Genomic DNA, 15,345 nt, shown 5'->3' with positions numbered 1-15,345 from the left:
CGCATGACCGTGCGGGTGATGGTGGTCGACGTCTCCGGGCGGTAGCCCGGAGGCCGAGCACTCAGGCCGCGAGCGCGTCGAGCTTGGCGAGGATCGCCTTGCCCATGCCCTGGGTGGTGAGGGGCTGGACGCCGCCCTGGATGTAGAGGTCGGCGGTGCGCGCGCCCTCGTCGAGGGCAGCTTCGACCGCCTTCTCGACCAGGGCCGCGTCGGCGGCGAGGCCGAACGAGTGCCGCAGCATCATGGCGACGCTGAGGATCGCCGCGATCGGGTTGGCGATGCCCTTGCCGGCGATGTCGGGCGCCGAGCCGTGGACCGGCTCGTAGAGCGCCGGGCGGCGGCCGGCGGCGTCGGCGGTGCCGAGGCTGGCGGACGGCAGCATGCCGAGCGATCCGGCGATCATCGCCGAGGCGTCGGACAGGAGGTCGCCGAAGAGGTTGTCGGTGACCACGACGTCGAACTGCCGCGGCTCGCGGATGATCTGCATGGCGAAATTGTCGGAGAGGACGTGGCGCAGCGTCACGTCCGGGAACTCGGCATGCATCGCGGTGACGACGTCGCGCCACAGGCGCCCCGTCTCCATGACGTTGCTCTTCTCGACCGAGGCGAGGAGGCCGCGCCGGGAGCGGGCGAGGAGGAAGGCGTCGCGGGCGACGCGCTCGATCTCCTCCTCGGTATAGACCTGGGTGTCGACGGCCCGGCGCTTGCCGTTCGGCAAGGTCTCGGTGCCGCGCGGCTCGCCGAAATAGACGCCGCTCGACAATTCGCGGACGATCACGAGGTCGACCCCGCGGGCGACCCGCTCCTTGAGGCTGGTGGCGTCGAGCAGCCCCTCGTAGGACTTGACCGGCCGCAGGTTGGCATAGAGGCCCATTGCCCGGCGCAACGCCAGGAGACCGCGCTCGCGCCGGAGCTTGCGTGGGATCTCCTCGTCGCCGCCGACGGCGCCGAAGAGCACGGCGTCGGCCGCCTTGGCCGCGGCGATGGTCTCGTCCGACATCGGGGTGCCGGTGCGCTTCCAGACGGCGAGCCCCATCTCGCCGTCGGTGAGCGCGATCCCGGTGCCGCGCCGCGCATTGAGCCAGTCGATCACCTTGCGGGCCTCGGCCATCACCTCGGGGCCGATGCCGTCGCCGGGAATGAAGAGAACGTTGCGTGCCATGCCGGTCATCCCATCCAGGGCCGATCGGCCCGGTACTTCGCCTCGAAATCCGCCATCTCGCCCCGGTGCTGCAGGGTGAGGTTGATGTCGTCGAGTCCCTCCAGCAGGCATTGCTTGCGCTGCGGGTCGACCTCGAAGGACCACACCTCGTTGCCGCGGGTGACGGTCTGGTTCTCCAGGTCGACGGTCAGCTGGGTGCCCGGGTTCTCGGCCAGCGAGGCGCGGATCGCCGCGACCTGATCCGCTGGAAGAACAATAGGTAACACCCCGTTCTTGAAGCAATTGTTGAAGAATATATCGCCATAGCTGGGGGCGATGACGGCGCGGAAGCCGGCATCGTGGAGCGCGTAGACGGCAGCCTCGCGCGACGACCCGCAGGCGAAGTTCTCGTCCGCCACGAGGATGCGGGCGCCCTTGTAGGCGGGCTTGTTGAGCGGGAACTCCGGCCGCGGGTTGCCGTCGCCGTCGTAGCGGACGTCGTTGAAGAGCCGCTTCCCGTAGCCGTCGCTGCGCTTCATCTTGAGGAAGCGGGCGGGGATGATGCGGTCGGTGTCGCAGTTGGCGACCTCGAGCGGGACCGCCACCGCGGTCAGGGTCTGGAACTTTTCCATCGCGTGCTCCCTCAGGCCGGACCGAGGCGGCGGAAGTCCGTGAAGCGGCCGGTGACGGCGGCGGCCGCGGCCATCGCCGGGCTCATCAGATGGGTGCGCGCGCCCTTGCCCTGGCGGCCCTCGAAGTTGCGGTTGGAGGTCGAGGCCGACCGCATCCCGGCGGCGATGGTGTCGCCGTTCATGCCGACGCACATCGAGCAGCCGGGCTCGCGCCACTCGAAGCCGGCTTCGGTGAAGATGCGGTCGAGCCCCTCGGCCACCGCCTGGTCGCGGACGAGCCCGGAGCCGGGGACGACCAGGGTCGGGACCTTGGCCTTGCGGCCGCGCGCCACGGCGGCCGCGGCGCGCAGGTCCTCGATGCGGCCGTTGGTGCAGGAGCCGATGAAGACCCGGTCGACCTCGATCTCGGCGAGCGGCGTGCCCGGCGTCAGCCCCATGTACTGGAGCGCGCGCGTCTTGCTCTCGCGCCGCACCGGATCGGCGATCGCCGAGGGATCGGGGACGCGGCCGTCGATCGGCGCGGCATCCTCCGGGCTGGTGCCCCAGGTCAGCATCGGGCGGAGATCGCCGACATCGACCGTCACCGTCCTGGCGTACTCGGCACCGTCGTCGGTCGGCAGCGTCTTCCAGAAGCCGAGGGCGGCGTCCCAGGCCGCGCCCTTCGGCGCATAGGGCCGGCCGGCGAGATACTGGAAGGTGGTGTCGTCGGGCGCGATCAGGCCGGCCCGGGCGCCGGCTTCGATCGACATGTTGCAGACCGTGAGGCGGCCTTCCATCGACAGCGCCCGGATGGCGCTGCCGGCATACTCGACGGCATGGCCGGAGGCGCCGGCCGCGGTGATCTGGCCGATGACCGCGAGGATCACGTCCTTGCCGCCGAGCCCCTCCGGCAACCGGCCCTCGACCTCGATCCGCATGGTCTTCGGCCGCCGCTGCCAGATCGACTGGGTGGCGAGCACGTGCTTCACCTCCGAGGCGCCAATCCCGAACGCGAAGGCCCCCATCGCGCCGTGGGTCGAGGTGTGGCTGTCGCCGCAGACCAGCACGATGCCGGGCTGGGTGAAGCCCTGTTCGGGGCCGACGATGTGGACGATGCCCTGGCGCGGGTCGTCCATGCCGAAGTGGGTGATGCCGGCCGCGGCCGTGTTGGCGACGAGCCCCTCGACCAGGTTGCGGTAGTCGGCGACCGGAATACCGTGGCGGCGTCCGGTGGTCGGGACGTAGTGGTCGGGCGTGGCAATCGCCTGGGCCGGGCGATGGACCTTGCGCCCTTCGGCCTTCAGCGCGTCGAAGGCATGGAACGAGCCGTCATGCAGCAGATGGCGATCGACGTAGAGCAGGGTCTCGCCGTTCTGCTCGCTGATGACATGGGCGTCCCAGATCTTGTCGATGATGGTGCGCGGGCGGGCGGCGGGCATGGCGCGTCTCCTACTCGGCGGCGCCGGTGCCGGTGTGCCAGCGCTTCTCGAACGCCCAGACGTCCGGGAAGCCCATCAGTTCGTGCATCTCCTTGCTGTCCATCAGCGGCACGTTGATGCCGAGGGTCGTGCCCTGGCCCTGCAGGTAGGAATAGGCCTGGGTGACGGCCTGGGCCGCCGCCTTCAGCGCCATGCCGGGATAGATCGCGATGCGGAAGCCGATCGCCTCCAGCTCCTTCGACGGCAGTTCCGGCGTCCGGCCGGTGTTGACGACGTTGCAGAGCACCGGCACGTCGAAGCTGCGGCCGATCAGGTGCAGTTCCTCGACGGTCTCGGGCGATTCGATGAAGAGAACGTCGGCGCCGGCCCTGGCGAAGGCCTCGCCGCGGCGCAGCGCCTCGTCGATGCCGAGGGTGGTGCGGGCGTCGGTGCGGGCGACGATGAGCGTGTCGTCGTGGCGGCGCGCGTCGACCGCGACCTCGATCTTCTGGACCATCTCCTCCAGCGGGACGACGCGGCGGCCGGGCGTATGGCCGCACTTCTTCGGCATCTCCTGGTCCTCGATCTGGATGCCGGCGGCGCCCGCCGCTTCGTAGCCCTGGACGGTGCGGCGGACGTTGAGCAGCCCGCCATAGCCGGTGTCGGCATCGGCGATCAGCGGCGTCGTCGTGTTCTCGGCGATGACCGCCACCCGGGCCACCATCTCGCTGTAGGTGGCGAGGCCGGCGTCCGCCAGGCCGAGATGCGAGGCGACGGTGCCGTAGCCCGTCATGTAGAGGGCCTCGAAGCCCATGCGGTCGGCGATGCGCGCGGTGACGGCGTCGTAGACGCCCGGCGCGACCACGATCCGCTTCTCCTTCAGGCGCGCGGCGAGGCTGCGCCGTCCGTTCGGACCAGCCATTGGAACGCTCCTCCGTTCGGTATATTTTGCATTGAGAGACCGTCATTCTAACGCCGGTCCGGGGAGGAGAGTCCATGCGCAAGATGCTGACGGCGGCCGCTGCGGCCGTCGCACTGTCCTTTGTCGGTTCCCTCGCGGCCCAGGCCCAGGGCGTGCAGATCTCGGTGACCCACTGGGGCTCCCAGCTCTACGGGCTGCCCTATGCGGTCGCGATGGAGAAGGGGTTCTTCAAGGAGGCCGGGATCGAGGTCTCGGGCGTGCTCACCTCGAAGGGCGGCGGCACCACGGTCCGCAACGTCTTCGCCAGCGACTTCCCCTATGGCGAGGTCGCGCTGCCGGCGGCGGTCGCCGCGGCGGCCGAGGGCTTCGACCTCCGCATCATCCATGCCGGCACGGTCGCCCATTCCAACATCTGGATGACCAAGCTCGATTCGCCGATCAAGACGGTCAACGACATCAAGGGACGGCGCATCGGCTTCACCAGCCCGCGCTCGGTCAGCCAGACCACGATGTTCATGATCCTCGACAAGCTCGGGCTGAAGCGCGACGAGGTCACGCTGGTCTCGACCGGCGCCATCGGTGCCGGCTTCACCGCGCTCGAAAGCGGCGGCGTCGACGCGACGCTGGCGAGCGAGCCGCAGGCCTCGATGTATGCCGGCAAGTACCGGATCGCCTTCGCGGCCGCCGACATCCTGCCGCCGGTGACCCAGACGGTCGGCGTCACCACGCCCGAGTTCCTGAAGAAGGAGCCGAAGAAGCTGGCGGCGCTGATCGCCGGCCGGGCCAAGGCGGTGGAGTGGAGCTACGCCAACCTCGAGGAGGCGGGGAAGATCCTCTCCAAGGCCTACGGGCTCGACGAGAAGATCGCGATCAGCGCCGTCCGGAACATGGCGGCGACCAAGTTCTGGGGCCGCGGCGACATGGACGTCGCCCCGATGAACGAGATGATCAAGGGGCTGAAGCTGGTCGACGCCATCAAGGGCGATCCCGACTGGAACAAGCTGATCGACCGGTCGCTGCTGCCGGCCGACCTGCGCAGCTGACGGGGCAGGGCCGCCCGCCGCGGGCGGCCCGCCCACTCCGGGATCGGCGGTGACGATGACCCGCTATGGTTGGATTCGCCTCGGCGTCGTGGTCGGCTTCTTCGCCTGGCTGGAAGCGCTGGCGCGCTTCGGCTGGGTGCGGCGCACGACGCTGATCCCCCCGTCCGAGATGGCCCTGTCGCTGCGCGACATCCTCGCCAGCGGCCGCATGGATGACGACATCCAGGCGACCCTGCTGACGGTGGCGGCGGCCCTTGCCTCGTCGGTCACCGTCGGCTTCGTCGCCGGCGTCGTGCTGCACCGGCTGCCGTGGCTGCGGCGGCTCATGGACCCGCTCTTCGCCGCCTACTACGCGGTGCCGCACTTCGTCTTCTATCCCATCTTCATCGTTCTCTTCGGCATGACCCGGGTGCCGCTCGTCGTGCTCGGCTTCCTGTTCGCGGTCGTCGCCATGATCGTCAATACTTTGAACGGCTTGGACCGAATTCCTCGAGTTCTGCTGAAGGTCGCCCGGACCCATCGGCTGGGGCCGGTGCGCACCGCCTGGTTCCTCGTCCTGCCGTCGACGGCGCCCTACCTCTTCACCGGCGTCAAGCTCGCGGTCGCCTATTCCTTCATCGGCGTCATCGCCGGCGAGTTCATCCTCTCGGGCATCGGCATCGGCCACCAGATCGCCTACGCCTACGACAATTTCGACAACCGGACCATGTACGGGCTGCTGCTCTTCATCCTCGGCCTCGTCACCTTCGTGAACATGAGCCTGTGGACCTACGAGCAGCGCCTGATGCGGCGCCGGTCGCGCGGCTAGACCGATGCGCGACCGCATCCTCCATATCGGCTCGGTGCTGCTGTTCGTCCTCGTCGTCTGGCAGGTCATCCACTGGGTGACCGGTTCGATCGCCGTCAGTTCCCCCGTCGAGACGGTGGAGCGGCTGGCCGCCCTGATGCGGACCGACGAGTTCTGGGGCCATGCGCGCGAGACGACGACGGCCTTCGTCCAGGCGCTCGGGATCGCGCTCGGCGGCGGCCTCCTGATCGGCCTGCTGCTGGGCGGCTGGCGGCCGGCGGGGCAGGTCTTCGAGCCGATCCTGATCGCGATCTACTCGATCCCGAAGGTGACGCTCTACCCGGTCGTGCTGCTGCTGTTCGGCCTCGGCATGTCGGCCAAGGTCGCCTTCGGCGCCATCCACGGCATCATCCCGGTCGCCATCTTCACCCTGAACGCGGTGCGCGCGCTCAACCCCGTCTATGTGCGCGCCGCCCGCTCGATGCGCCTGTCGACCGGGCAGATGGCGACCCGGGTGCTGATCCCGGCGACCCTGCCGGAAATCGTCACTGGCTTCCGGATCGGCTTCTCGCTGACCCTGCTGGGCTCGCTCATCGGCGAACTCTTCGCCTCCCAGCGCGGGCTGGGCTTCCTCATCATGCGCGCGGTCAACGTCTATGACGTCAAGACGATCTTCGCCGTCACGCTGCTGATCGCGGCCGTGGCGGTCGTCGTCAACTCCGCCATGCTGGCCTTGGACCAGAAACTGCACCGCCGGATGTAGCCGGGCCGACGACCCGCCCGGTGACCGGGAACGACGGGTCCGTGTAGCCGGCGGTCGAGGCATGGCCGGGCGCCACCAGCGCGTCGACGAAGGCCTCGTCGTCCGCGTCCGGCCGGAAGTCGGCGCCATCGAGATAGGCCTGCCACTGCGCCGCCGTCCGCGGGCCGGCCAGGACCGCCGTCACCAGCCGGTTCGCCAGCACCCAGCCGGTCGCGAAGCCGACGGCGCTGGTGCTGCGCCGGGCGGCGCGGGCGGCGATCTCCCGGGCGAGGGCGAAGGATTCGGGCCGGAACTCCGTCTCCAGCAGGCGCCGGTTGCCGCGACCGGCGCGGCTGTCCTGCGGCGGTTCGGCGTCCGGCCGGTACTTGCCGGTCAGGACGCCGCGCGCCAGCGGGCTGTAGCAGACGGTGCCGAGCCCGAGCGCGGCGGCTGCCGGCAGGTCCTCGACCTCGCTGCCGCGGGTGGCGAGGTTGTAGAGCGGCTGGCTCGCCACCGGCCGCGGCAGGCCGAGCCGGGCGGCCGTCCGCACCGCCTCGACCAGGCGCCAGCCGGCGAAGTTGGAGAGCCCGAGATGGCGCACCTTGCCGGCCCGGATGACGTCGCCGGCCGCGGCCAATGTCTCCTCCAGCGGCGTCCCGCGGTCGTCGGCATGGAGATACCAGAGGTCGACATGGTCGAGCCCGAGCCGCGCCAGGCTGTCGTCGATGGCCCGCATCATCCACTTGCGCGACAGGCCCGAGCGGTGCGGGCCCTGGCCCATGGCGAGGCCGACCTTGGTCGCCACCACCCAGCGGTCGCGGTCGGCCGCGATCGCCCGGCCCAGCATCCGCTCCGATCCGCCGGCACCATAGAAGTCGGCGGTGTCGACGAAGTTGACGCCGGCGTCGCGGGCCATGGCGACGATCCGCCCGGCTTCCGCCGCCTCCGTCGGCTGCGCGAACATCATGGTCCCGAGGCAGAGGCGCGACACCGAGATCCCGCTCTCGCCCAGACGCCGGAATTCCATCGCCACCCCTCGCCCAGCCGTTGCGGCCGCCGCATACTCGCCGCCGCACCATCAGAGGGGATCCACGATGCGGGTCAAGGACAAGGTCGTCTTCATCACCGGGGGCAGCACGGGGCTCGGCCTCGCGACGGCCAAGCTCTATCACCGCGAGGGCGCCCGGGTGGCGATCCTCGGCCGGCGGGCCAACGTGCTGGCCGAGGCGGCGGCGGCGATCGGCCCCGGCACGATGGACGTCCCGGGCGATGCCACCGACCCGGAGCAGGTGCGCGCCGCGGTCGGGCGGATCGTCGAACGCCACGGGCGGATCGACATCGTCGTCCATTCGGCGGGCGGCAATCCCGAGCGCAAGAACATCGAGGAGGTCACCCTCGACGGCTTCCGCAACATCTTCGAGCTGAACACGACCAGTTCCTTCGTCGTCGTCCAGGAGTCGCTGAAGGCGATGCGGCACGGCGGGGCGATCGTCCTCATCGGCTCGGTCGCGGGCATGATGGGCTCGGCCAACCGCCTGTCCTACGCGACCGCCAAGGCCGGGATGATCGGCATGACGCGGCAACTGGCGCTGACGCTGGGGCCGAAGGGAATCCGCGTCAACCTGGTGGCGCCGGGCCTGATCCGCACGCCGCTGACGGCGAACCTCATCGACAGCATGTCGAACGAGGAGATGGACCGGATGCTGCAGGCGCATCCGCTGGGCCGCCTCGGCGATCCCGACGATGTCGCCTACGCTTGCCTCTATCTCGGCAGCGACGAGGCGAAATGGGTGAGCGGCATTGCCCTGCCGGTCGCCGGGGGGCGGGTGACGCACTGACGTCGATCGCCGCGCGCAGGGCCGGCGGCGGGCGGCGGCTGACGCCGCCGCCCGCTTCAGCCGGCTGGTCTGCGCCCGCGTTCAGCTCCCCTGGGCGGCGACGATCCGGGCGGCCTCGCCGAAGAGGTCGTCCTGCTGCTTGATCCAGGCGGCCGCGTCGGCGCCGAACCGGGTGTTGATCTCGGTCCCGGTCTTCTCCAGGAATTCGATGAACGCCTTGTCGGCCGCGGTCTTGCGGCAGCCTTCGACGAGCTTGGCCATCACCGGCTCCGGCGTGTCCTTGGGAGCGCCCAGCGCGCGGAACGAGCCGATGTCCATGTCGAACCCGGCGGCCTTGCCGGTCGGCACCCCGGCAAGCCCGCTGTCGGCGTCGCCGGTGAAGACGGTCAGCGCCCGCAGCCGCCCGTCCTGCAGCCACGGCAGCGCTTCGGCCTTGTCGGTGACCGCGACGTCGACATGCTTGCCGAAGGTGGCGGTGAGCACCGGGCCCGAACCGCGGTGGGGAACGTAGCGCACCTCGATGCCTGCCTTGCTGGCGAAGGCCGCCCCGATCAGGTGCGTGTTGCTGCCCGGTCCGGCGGTGCCGAAGGTCAGCTTCTTCGGGTTCGCCTTGCCGAATGCGACGAGGTCCTGAAGCGTCTTGAAGGGACTGTCCTTGTGGACGCTGAGGACGCCCGGCGGCGCCGAGATCAGGCAGATCGTCTTGAAGTCGCGGTAGGTGACGGGATAGCCCTTGATCGTGTGCGGCGCCGACACGAGGGTCGTCACGGTCATGGTGATGACGTGGCCGTCCGGCTTCGCCTGGGCGCCGTAGGCGAAGCCCGTGGCGCCGCTGCCGCCGGTGCGGTTGCTGACGAACAGGTCGACGCCGAGATGCGGCTTGGCGAACTGCGCGAAGGCGCGTCCGACCTGGTCTGTGCCGCCGCCCTGGGCGAACGGGATCACCACTTCGATCGGCTTGGCGGGGAAGGCGTCCTCGGCGGCGGCGGGTATGGCCGCCAGCCCGAGCCCGATGGCCGCGATCGCGGCGAAGTGCGTCCTGCGCATGGTCTGTTCCTCCCTGGTTATGCCCTACGGAGCCGGCGGACGAGCCGCGCGACGAGCGGGCCGATCAGCGGGGCCGCGGTCAGCAGCCAGATGACGGTGCTGATCGGCGTGAAGATGCCGAGCCGGTCGCCTTCGGTGACGATCAGGGTGCGGCCGAGCTCGCTTTCGACCATCGGTCCGAGAATGAGGCCGATGACCAGCGGCGCGCGCGGGATGTCCAGCTTGACCATCGCGTAGCCCAGCATCCCGGCGAGGAACATGATCGCGATGTCGGTCGTGTCGTTGCGCATCGAGAAGGCGCCGACGATGCAGAGAACCAGGACCGCCACGGTCAGCACCGCCTCCGGAACCGCCAGCACGCGGGCGAACAGGCGCGCGCCGATCAGCCCGAGCACGCCGACGGCGATGCAGGCGATCAGGGTCCCGGCGAAGATCTGGTAGACCAGCTCGGCGTTGTTCTGCATCAGCAGCGGCCCGGGCTGCAGGCCGTGGGTCATGAAGGTCCCGAGCATGATCGCGGTGACCGCGCCGCCGGGAATGCCCAGCGTGAGCAGCGGGATCAGGCTGCCGCCGGTGGCTCCGTTGTTGGCCGATTCCGGGCAGGCGACGCCTTCCGGCTCGCCGGTGCCGAAGCGCTCGGGATGGCGCGAGAGGTTGCGGCCCTGGCTGTAGCCGATGATGGCGGCGATGTCGCTGCCGGTTCCGGGGACGGCGCCGACGATCACGCCGATGACGCTGCAGCGGAGCTGGGCCGGAAGCAGGCGGCGCGCGAGGTCGCGGCGCGGCAGGATCCGGGAGATCTGGATCGCCCGCCGCGGCACCGGCCCGATGCGCTCGATGCCCTGCAGCGTCTCGGGCAGGGCGAACAGCCCGATGATCGCCGGAATGAAGGAGATGCCGCCCATCAGGTAGGTCTGGTCGAAATGGAAGCGCGAGACGCCGTAGGTCTCGTCGATTCCGATCGCGGCCAGGAAGAGGCCGATCAGGCCGGACAGCAGGCCGCGCACGAACGAGCCGCCGGAGAGGGCGGCCATCGCCGTGAGCGCGAACACGGCCAGGGCCAGGTACTCCTGCGGGCCGAAGGCGAGCGCGAACCCGGCGATCGGATAGGACAGCAGCATCAGGGCAAGCGCGCTGACCACCCCGCCGATCAGCGACGAGATGGTGGCGACGCCGAGGGCGAGGCCGGCTTCGCCGCGGCGGGCCATGGCATAGCCGTCGAGCGTCGTCGCGACCGCGCCGGGGGTTCCGGGAATCCCGAGCAGGATGGCGGAGATCGAGCCGCCCGAAACGGCACCGCAATAGACCCCGACCAGGCTCATGATGCCGGCGAGCGGCGGCATGGTGAAGGTGAGGGGGCTGATGAGCGCGACCCCCATGGTGGCCGAGATGCCGGGGATCGCGCCGGCGACGATGCCGGCGGCAACCGAGCCGAAGACCAGGAGCATCATGCTCCAGTCGAGAAAGGGGCCGAAGCCGGCGAGGATCAGGTCCATGCGCTAGCCCCCGAACAGTCGCGCGGCGGGAAAGACGACGCCGAAGACCCCGCCGAAGAGGGCCTCGCTGCCGAACGACAGGACGGCGGCAGCGGCCAGCGACGCCGCCAGCCGCCGCGCCGTCAGCCGCGGCCACAGCATCGCCGTCAGGCCGGCCGCATAGAGGAAGGCGGTGATCGAGAAGCCGAGTTGCGGCATCACGAAGGGGAAGGCCGCGAGACCCAGCACCGCCACGATCAGCGCCGGCCGGCGCCCGCGGCCCAGTTCCGGTTGGCCGCGGTCCGGCAGGATCCCGCGCGACGCGGCCTGGATCCGCAGCAGCGCCGCCATCTCCGCCCCCGGCAGCGCCATCCAGGCGGAACCGTCGCGCGGCGCGCCGCCCTCGTCGATCGCGTGCACCGCGGACAGGACGGCGGCTTCCCAGCGTGCCCGCTCCGCCTCCGGCACGTCGACCGGCAGCATCACCGCGGCCCAGCGTCCGGAGGCGAAGGGCGCGCCGTCGGCGTGGCGCAGCGCGGGCCCGAGATCCGCGGGCGCCTCGGGGGCGGCGACGGCGACGCAGCGGACCCGTCCGTCGGCCAGCGGGACCCGGGCCTCGGAAAAGTGCAGCATGGCGACGTCGATCTCGCCGCTCGCGACGGCGTCGACCAGCACCTTGGGATCGGCCTGGAAGAACGCGGCGAAGCGGGCCCCCAGCCCGTGCTCCATCCAGCGATCGAGGCCGTGCCGCAGGTCCGGATGGTGATTGAAGCCGACGCGCAGCGATCCGTCGGGACGCGCCGCCAGCGCCTCGGCGAGCGTTCGCCAGCCGGCGTCCGCGCGGACGACCGCGACGTCGGGATCGAAGAACAGGCCGGCGGCGGGCTGGAAGCGGCCGTCGCAGAAGGCCGCGGCGTCGAAGTTCGGCAGGCCGGTGGCGTCGGAGGCGAGGATGGTCGCGACCCCGCCGTCGCGCGACAGCCGCAGCCCGGCGTGGAAGGCGGAGAACGGCCCCTCGCCGACCCGCCGGTCGACCTGGATCGGCCGTCCCATCGATCGTGCCAGCGGCCCGACCAGCATGCGCAGGCGCGTGTCGTCGGCGAGACCCTCGGGGAAGGGCGAGATCAGGCGCAGGTCGCGGTTGGCGGCGGCCCGGACCAGCAGCCAGCCGCCGCAGAGCAGCACCCCGGTCAGGGCGAGCAGCGGATAGGCGCCGGGTCCCAGCGTGTCGTCCTGCCAGACCGGGATCGACGCGCCGTACCACAGCAGCCCCGCGGCCGTGGCGCAGGTGCCGGCGAGGAACAGGAGGTCGAGAAGCTGGCCCCTACGCCGCATCATGCACGGCGCCTCGCCCCTCCGCGGGCGTGCGTTGGCCGACGGTTGCCATCGCGCTCTCCTCCCATTCCGCTGATTGGTCGACCGAACAGGGCATTCTTCCGATGCCTTGCACGCGCGGTTGGGCTACTTTTGTAGAAGGTTGCCGGGCCGTCAATTCGGAAAAGCCCACCGCAGGGTGGCGGGCGGCGGCGACGTGGTGGAGATGCGCGAGAGGAGAGAGCGATGGCGCGACTGCAGGTTCGGCGGCTGGGATACGCGCTCGGGGCGGAGGTCACGGGCCTCGATCTTCGCCAGCCCCAGGACGAGGACACGATTGCGGCGATCCGCGACGCCTGGATGGAGCACCTGGTGCTGGTGCTGCCCGGCCAGGACATTTCCCCCGAGCAGCATGTGGCGTTCTCGCGGCACTTCGGGGCCCTCGACCCGAACGACGCGACGCCCTACTACCGCCATCCCCAGCATCCGGAGGTCCTCGTCGTCAGCAACAAGCCGGTGAACGGCAAGCCGTCGGAGACCCGGAACACGGGACGGAACTGGCACTCCGACCTCAGCTACACCGGCCGGCCGGCGATGGGCTCGCTGCTCCTCTGCAAGGAACGGCCGGATGTCGGCGGCGACACCATGTTCGCCAACATGTACATGGCCTACGAGACCCTGTCGCCGCGGATGCGGCAGTTCCTCGACGGGCTCGAGGCGGTCCACGACGTCACCCTGGTCAAGGGCATCGAGCAGCGGTCGCCGGAACTGGTCGCCGAGATCAAGCGGATCAATCCGCCGATCGCCCATCCGGTCGTGCGCACCCATCCCGAGACCGGCCGGTCCGCCCTCTTCGTCAGCCAGCGCGTCCGCCATTTCGTCGGGCTGTCGGACGAGGAGAGCGAGCCCATCCTGCGCTTCCTGACGCGCCATGCCGTCCGCGACGAGTTCGTCTACCGCCATCGCTGGACGGTCAACGACCTCGTCATGTGGGACAATCGCGCGACCATGCATGTCGCGCTCGCCGACTTCGACCAGTCGAAGCCGCGGCACATGCTGCGCTGCTCGATCCAGGGCGAGCCGCTCGGCTACATCTATCGCGGCGAGGGCGCCACGACGGCGCAGCCGGAAGCGACCCACCGCACCGTCGTCGCCTCGGTCTCGTGAGCGGCGGCGCCCGGCCGCACCGGCGGTGCGGCCGGGCGGGCGTCCTCAGGTGGTCTGCGGCGCCAGCTTGATCGAGCAGCCGTAGGCGCGGGTGACCGGCGTCGCCACCGGCTTGCCCTCGAGCAGCGCCGCGATCGCCGGCCGCACGTAGTTGCTGGCGGTCTTCACCGTCTCGGGATTGGCGCTGGGCTTGTCGTCGATGGCGCCCATGTAGCGGAGCACCCCGCCGGCGTCGATCACGTACATGTGCGGGGTCACCTGCGCCCCGTAGGACCGGCCGATCGTCCCCTTCGGATCGAGCACGACATGCGCCGGCTCGGCCTTGCGGCTGCGGCTCAGGTCGAGCGCCTGGGCAGGGGTGACGTGACCCTGCTCGCCCGGCGGCGAGGAGACGACGGTCAGCCAGACCACGCCCCGCTCTTTCGCCTCGCGCTGGAGGGCCTGCATGTTGTCGCTGTTGTAGTGCTTCCGCACGAACGGGCAGTCGTGGTTCGTCCATTCCAGGACCACGACCTTGCCGCGCAACTGCGACAGCGAGACCGTCCGGCCCTCGGCGGTCACGCCCTGGAACTCCGGCGCGGCGCTGCCGATCGCCGGCGCCGCGACGGTCGCGCGGGCGGGCAGCCCGGCGGCGACGGCGGTCGCGGCAGCGGCGCCCGCCAGGAAGCTTCTGCGATCCATGATGCCTCGTCTCCCGGTTCGGTTGGCGGTGGGTGACGTCGATATAGCCGCGTCGCGGCGACGATCAACGGGGGGCGCCACGCCGGATGTGGCACCGGCCGGAACCTGCCGGTATCCTCGCCCTCGCCAACCGCGGCGGAAGGGGAGGAACAGATGCCGGCATATCCCGGAACAGTCGACTGGTCGGGCGAGAATCCCGGCATGTATCTGAAGGAGACCCCGGACGGGCCCTTCGTCACCCTGCTCAGCTTCTTCCGCGTCGTCGTCTCGCCGCACGGGCGCGGGCATGCGCTCCTCATGCTGCGCCGGCCCCAGGACGCCGGCCATGCCGACAATGTCTGCCTGACCGACAACGAGGCGCTGGCGCGCTGGCTGGTCGCCGACTACGCGTCGAATTTCGGCGCCTTCAAGACCGCGGCCGGCCTGGACGGCCTGCGCTATGCCGGTCTCGACGCCGTCGCCACCGAGGGCGACACCCGCTCGACCTACACCGAGACGGTGCGCGGCGGCGGGATGGAGGTGCGGATGTCGTGGATGGAGATCGGCGAGCCGTTCGCGCTCGAACTGCCGGTCGCCCATTCCGCGACCGGCCGGCACATCATGCTGAGCCTCTTCGCCGGCGCCGGCCGCGCGCTCGCCACCGTCGACGGCAAGGCGCTGCCGGGCAAGCCGGTGCCGCGCGACATGGTCGGGCGGCCGATCACCTCGGCCTTCCTCGCCTTCTCCGAGACCTGGATCCGGCCCTGACGCCATGAATGTCGCCGATGCCGAAGCCGCCTTCGCCGATCTCCTCGGGCGGCGGCGCAAGTTCCTCGAAGTGGTGGCGGCGCTCGTCCGCGCCGGCGTGCGCGCCTACCAGGTCGACTTCCAGGCCCGCGCCATGACGCTCTACGGCGAGGACGGCAGCCATCACCGCGTCGCCCTCGCACTGCCGATGAGCGAACCGATCTCGGAGTTCTTCTCCTCGGGCGCCATCGACCGCACGATCCTGCAGATGCGCAGCCCCGAGGCCGACTTCGCGACCTTCCTGCGCCGTATGGCGCAGGCGGGCTGCGCCCAGTATTTCGTCTACCTGCGGGGTCGCCGGGCGATCTATCTCGGCGTCGACGGCGACCAGCACGTCGTCGACATCCCGGCCCGCGCCTGAAGCCGGGAGGGC

Annotated in this window: 16 protein-coding genes; 7 read left to right on the top strand and 9 right to left on the bottom strand. The window is 70.6% G+C overall.

The features are described from left to right. Positions 1-61: 61 nt before the first annotated feature. From leuB to ACE3Q3_RS08175, 4 genes are read right to left on the bottom strand one after another with little or no spacing between them, the layout of a single operon-like run. Entirely contained in the window at positions 62-1,162 is a 1,101-nt protein-coding gene (leuB, locus tag ACE3Q3_RS08190) for a 3-isopropylmalate dehydrogenase (RefSeq protein WP_374444382.1), read from the bottom strand. A gap of 5 nt (positions 1,163-1,167) precedes the next feature. Next, positions 1,168-1,773, bottom strand: coding sequence for a 3-isopropylmalate dehydratase small subunit (leuD, locus tag ACE3Q3_RS08185; protein ID WP_374444380.1), 606 nt, complete (start codon positions 1,771-1,773; stop codon positions 1,168-1,170). 11 nt (positions 1,774-1,784) lie between these two features. Further along, positions 1,785-3,191 (bottom strand): 3-isopropylmalate dehydratase large subunit, encoded by a 1,407-nt coding sequence (leuC, locus tag ACE3Q3_RS08180; protein WP_374444378.1) that lies wholly within the window; start codon positions 3,189-3,191, stop codon positions 1,785-1,787. Between the two features lie 10 nt (positions 3,192-3,201). Continuing rightward, complete coding sequence (locus ACE3Q3_RS08175) at positions 3,202-4,092, bottom strand: oxaloacetate decarboxylase (RefSeq protein WP_374444376.1); 891 nt, start codon at positions 4,090-4,092, stop codon at positions 3,202-3,204. A 74-nt stretch (positions 4,093-4,166) separates the two neighbouring features. Between ACE3Q3_RS08175 and ACE3Q3_RS08170 the strand changes: the two genes are divergently transcribed. The 3 genes from ACE3Q3_RS08170 to ACE3Q3_RS08160 are packed head-to-tail and all read left to right on the top strand — an operon-like array spanning position 4,167 to position 6,685. Next, entirely contained in the window at positions 4,167-5,135 is a 969-nt protein-coding gene (locus tag ACE3Q3_RS08170) for an ABC transporter substrate-binding protein (protein ID WP_374444374.1), read from the top strand. 55 nt (positions 5,136-5,190) lie between these two features. Next, positions 5,191-5,943, top strand: coding sequence for an ABC transporter permease (locus ACE3Q3_RS08165; RefSeq protein ID WP_374444373.1), 753 nt, complete (start codon positions 5,191-5,193; stop codon positions 5,941-5,943). A 4-nt stretch (positions 5,944-5,947) separates the two neighbouring features. After that, positions 5,948-6,685, top strand: coding sequence for an ABC transporter permease (locus tag ACE3Q3_RS08160; protein WP_374444372.1), 738 nt, complete (start codon positions 5,948-5,950; stop codon positions 6,683-6,685). Here ACE3Q3_RS08160 and ACE3Q3_RS08155 read toward each other — a convergent pair. Continuing rightward, on the bottom strand, positions 6,636-7,691 hold the full coding sequence (locus ACE3Q3_RS08155) for an aldo/keto reductase (protein WP_374444370.1): 1,056 nt from the start codon (positions 7,689-7,691) through the stop codon (positions 6,636-6,638). The two genes, ACE3Q3_RS08160 and ACE3Q3_RS08155, sit on opposite strands and share 50 nt — an antisense overlap. A gap of 67 nt (positions 7,692-7,758) precedes the next feature. Here ACE3Q3_RS08155 and ACE3Q3_RS08150 point away from each other — a divergent pair, with 67 nt between their 5' ends. Next, the gene (locus ACE3Q3_RS08150) at positions 7,759-8,502 is read left to right on the top strand and encodes an SDR family NAD(P)-dependent oxidoreductase (protein ID WP_374444369.1); all 744 of its coding nucleotides are present in this window, start codon (positions 7,759-7,761) and stop codon (positions 8,500-8,502) included. Between the two features lie 81 nt (positions 8,503-8,583). Here ACE3Q3_RS08150 and ACE3Q3_RS08145 read toward each other — a convergent pair whose 3' ends face one another. The 3 genes from ACE3Q3_RS08145 to ACE3Q3_RS08135 are packed head-to-tail and all read right to left on the bottom strand — an operon-like array spanning position 8,584 to position 12,362. Then, entirely contained in the window at positions 8,584-9,549 is a 966-nt protein-coding gene (locus tag ACE3Q3_RS08145) for a Bug family tripartite tricarboxylate transporter substrate binding protein (RefSeq protein WP_374444367.1), read from the bottom strand. A 17-nt stretch (positions 9,550-9,566) separates the two neighbouring features. Beyond that, positions 9,567-11,045 (bottom strand): tripartite tricarboxylate transporter permease, encoded by a 1,479-nt coding sequence (locus ACE3Q3_RS08140; protein ID WP_374444365.1) that lies wholly within the window; start codon positions 11,043-11,045, stop codon positions 9,567-9,569. A 3-nt stretch (positions 11,046-11,048) separates the two neighbouring features. Continuing rightward, entirely contained in the window at positions 11,049-12,362 is a 1,314-nt protein-coding gene (locus ACE3Q3_RS08135; protein ID WP_374444364.1) for a tripartite tricarboxylate transporter TctB family protein, read from the bottom strand. A 222-nt stretch (positions 12,363-12,584) separates the two neighbouring features. Between ACE3Q3_RS08135 and ACE3Q3_RS08130 the strand changes: the two genes are divergently transcribed. After that, positions 12,585-13,505 carry a TauD/TfdA dioxygenase family protein gene (locus ACE3Q3_RS08130; RefSeq protein WP_374444362.1) on the top strand — a complete coding sequence of 307 codons (921 nt, stop codon included), beginning with the start codon at positions 12,585-12,587 and terminating at the stop codon, positions 13,503-13,505. A gap of 45 nt (positions 13,506-13,550) precedes the next feature. Here ACE3Q3_RS08130 and ACE3Q3_RS08125 read toward each other — a convergent pair whose 3' ends face one another. Next, complete coding sequence (locus tag ACE3Q3_RS08125; protein WP_374444360.1) at positions 13,551-14,186, bottom strand: thioredoxin family protein; 636 nt, start codon at positions 14,184-14,186, stop codon at positions 13,551-13,553. A gap of 153 nt (positions 14,187-14,339) precedes the next feature. Here ACE3Q3_RS08125 and ACE3Q3_RS08120 point away from each other — a divergent pair, with 153 nt between their 5' ends. Next, positions 14,340-14,933, top strand: coding sequence for a hypothetical protein (locus tag ACE3Q3_RS08120; protein WP_374444358.1), 594 nt, complete (start codon positions 14,340-14,342; stop codon positions 14,931-14,933). A 4-nt stretch (positions 14,934-14,937) separates the two neighbouring features. After that, entirely contained in the window at positions 14,938-15,333 is a 396-nt protein-coding gene (locus ACE3Q3_RS08115; protein WP_374444356.1) for a hypothetical protein, read from the top strand. The last annotated feature ends 12 nt before the right edge of the window (positions 15,334-15,345 follow it).

The organism is Allostella sp., from assembly GCF_041913585.1.
Taxonomy (GTDB): Bacteria; Pseudomonadota; Alphaproteobacteria; order ATCC43930; family Allostellaceae; genus Allostella.
This window is presented reverse-complemented; position numbering and strand designations above follow the sequence as displayed.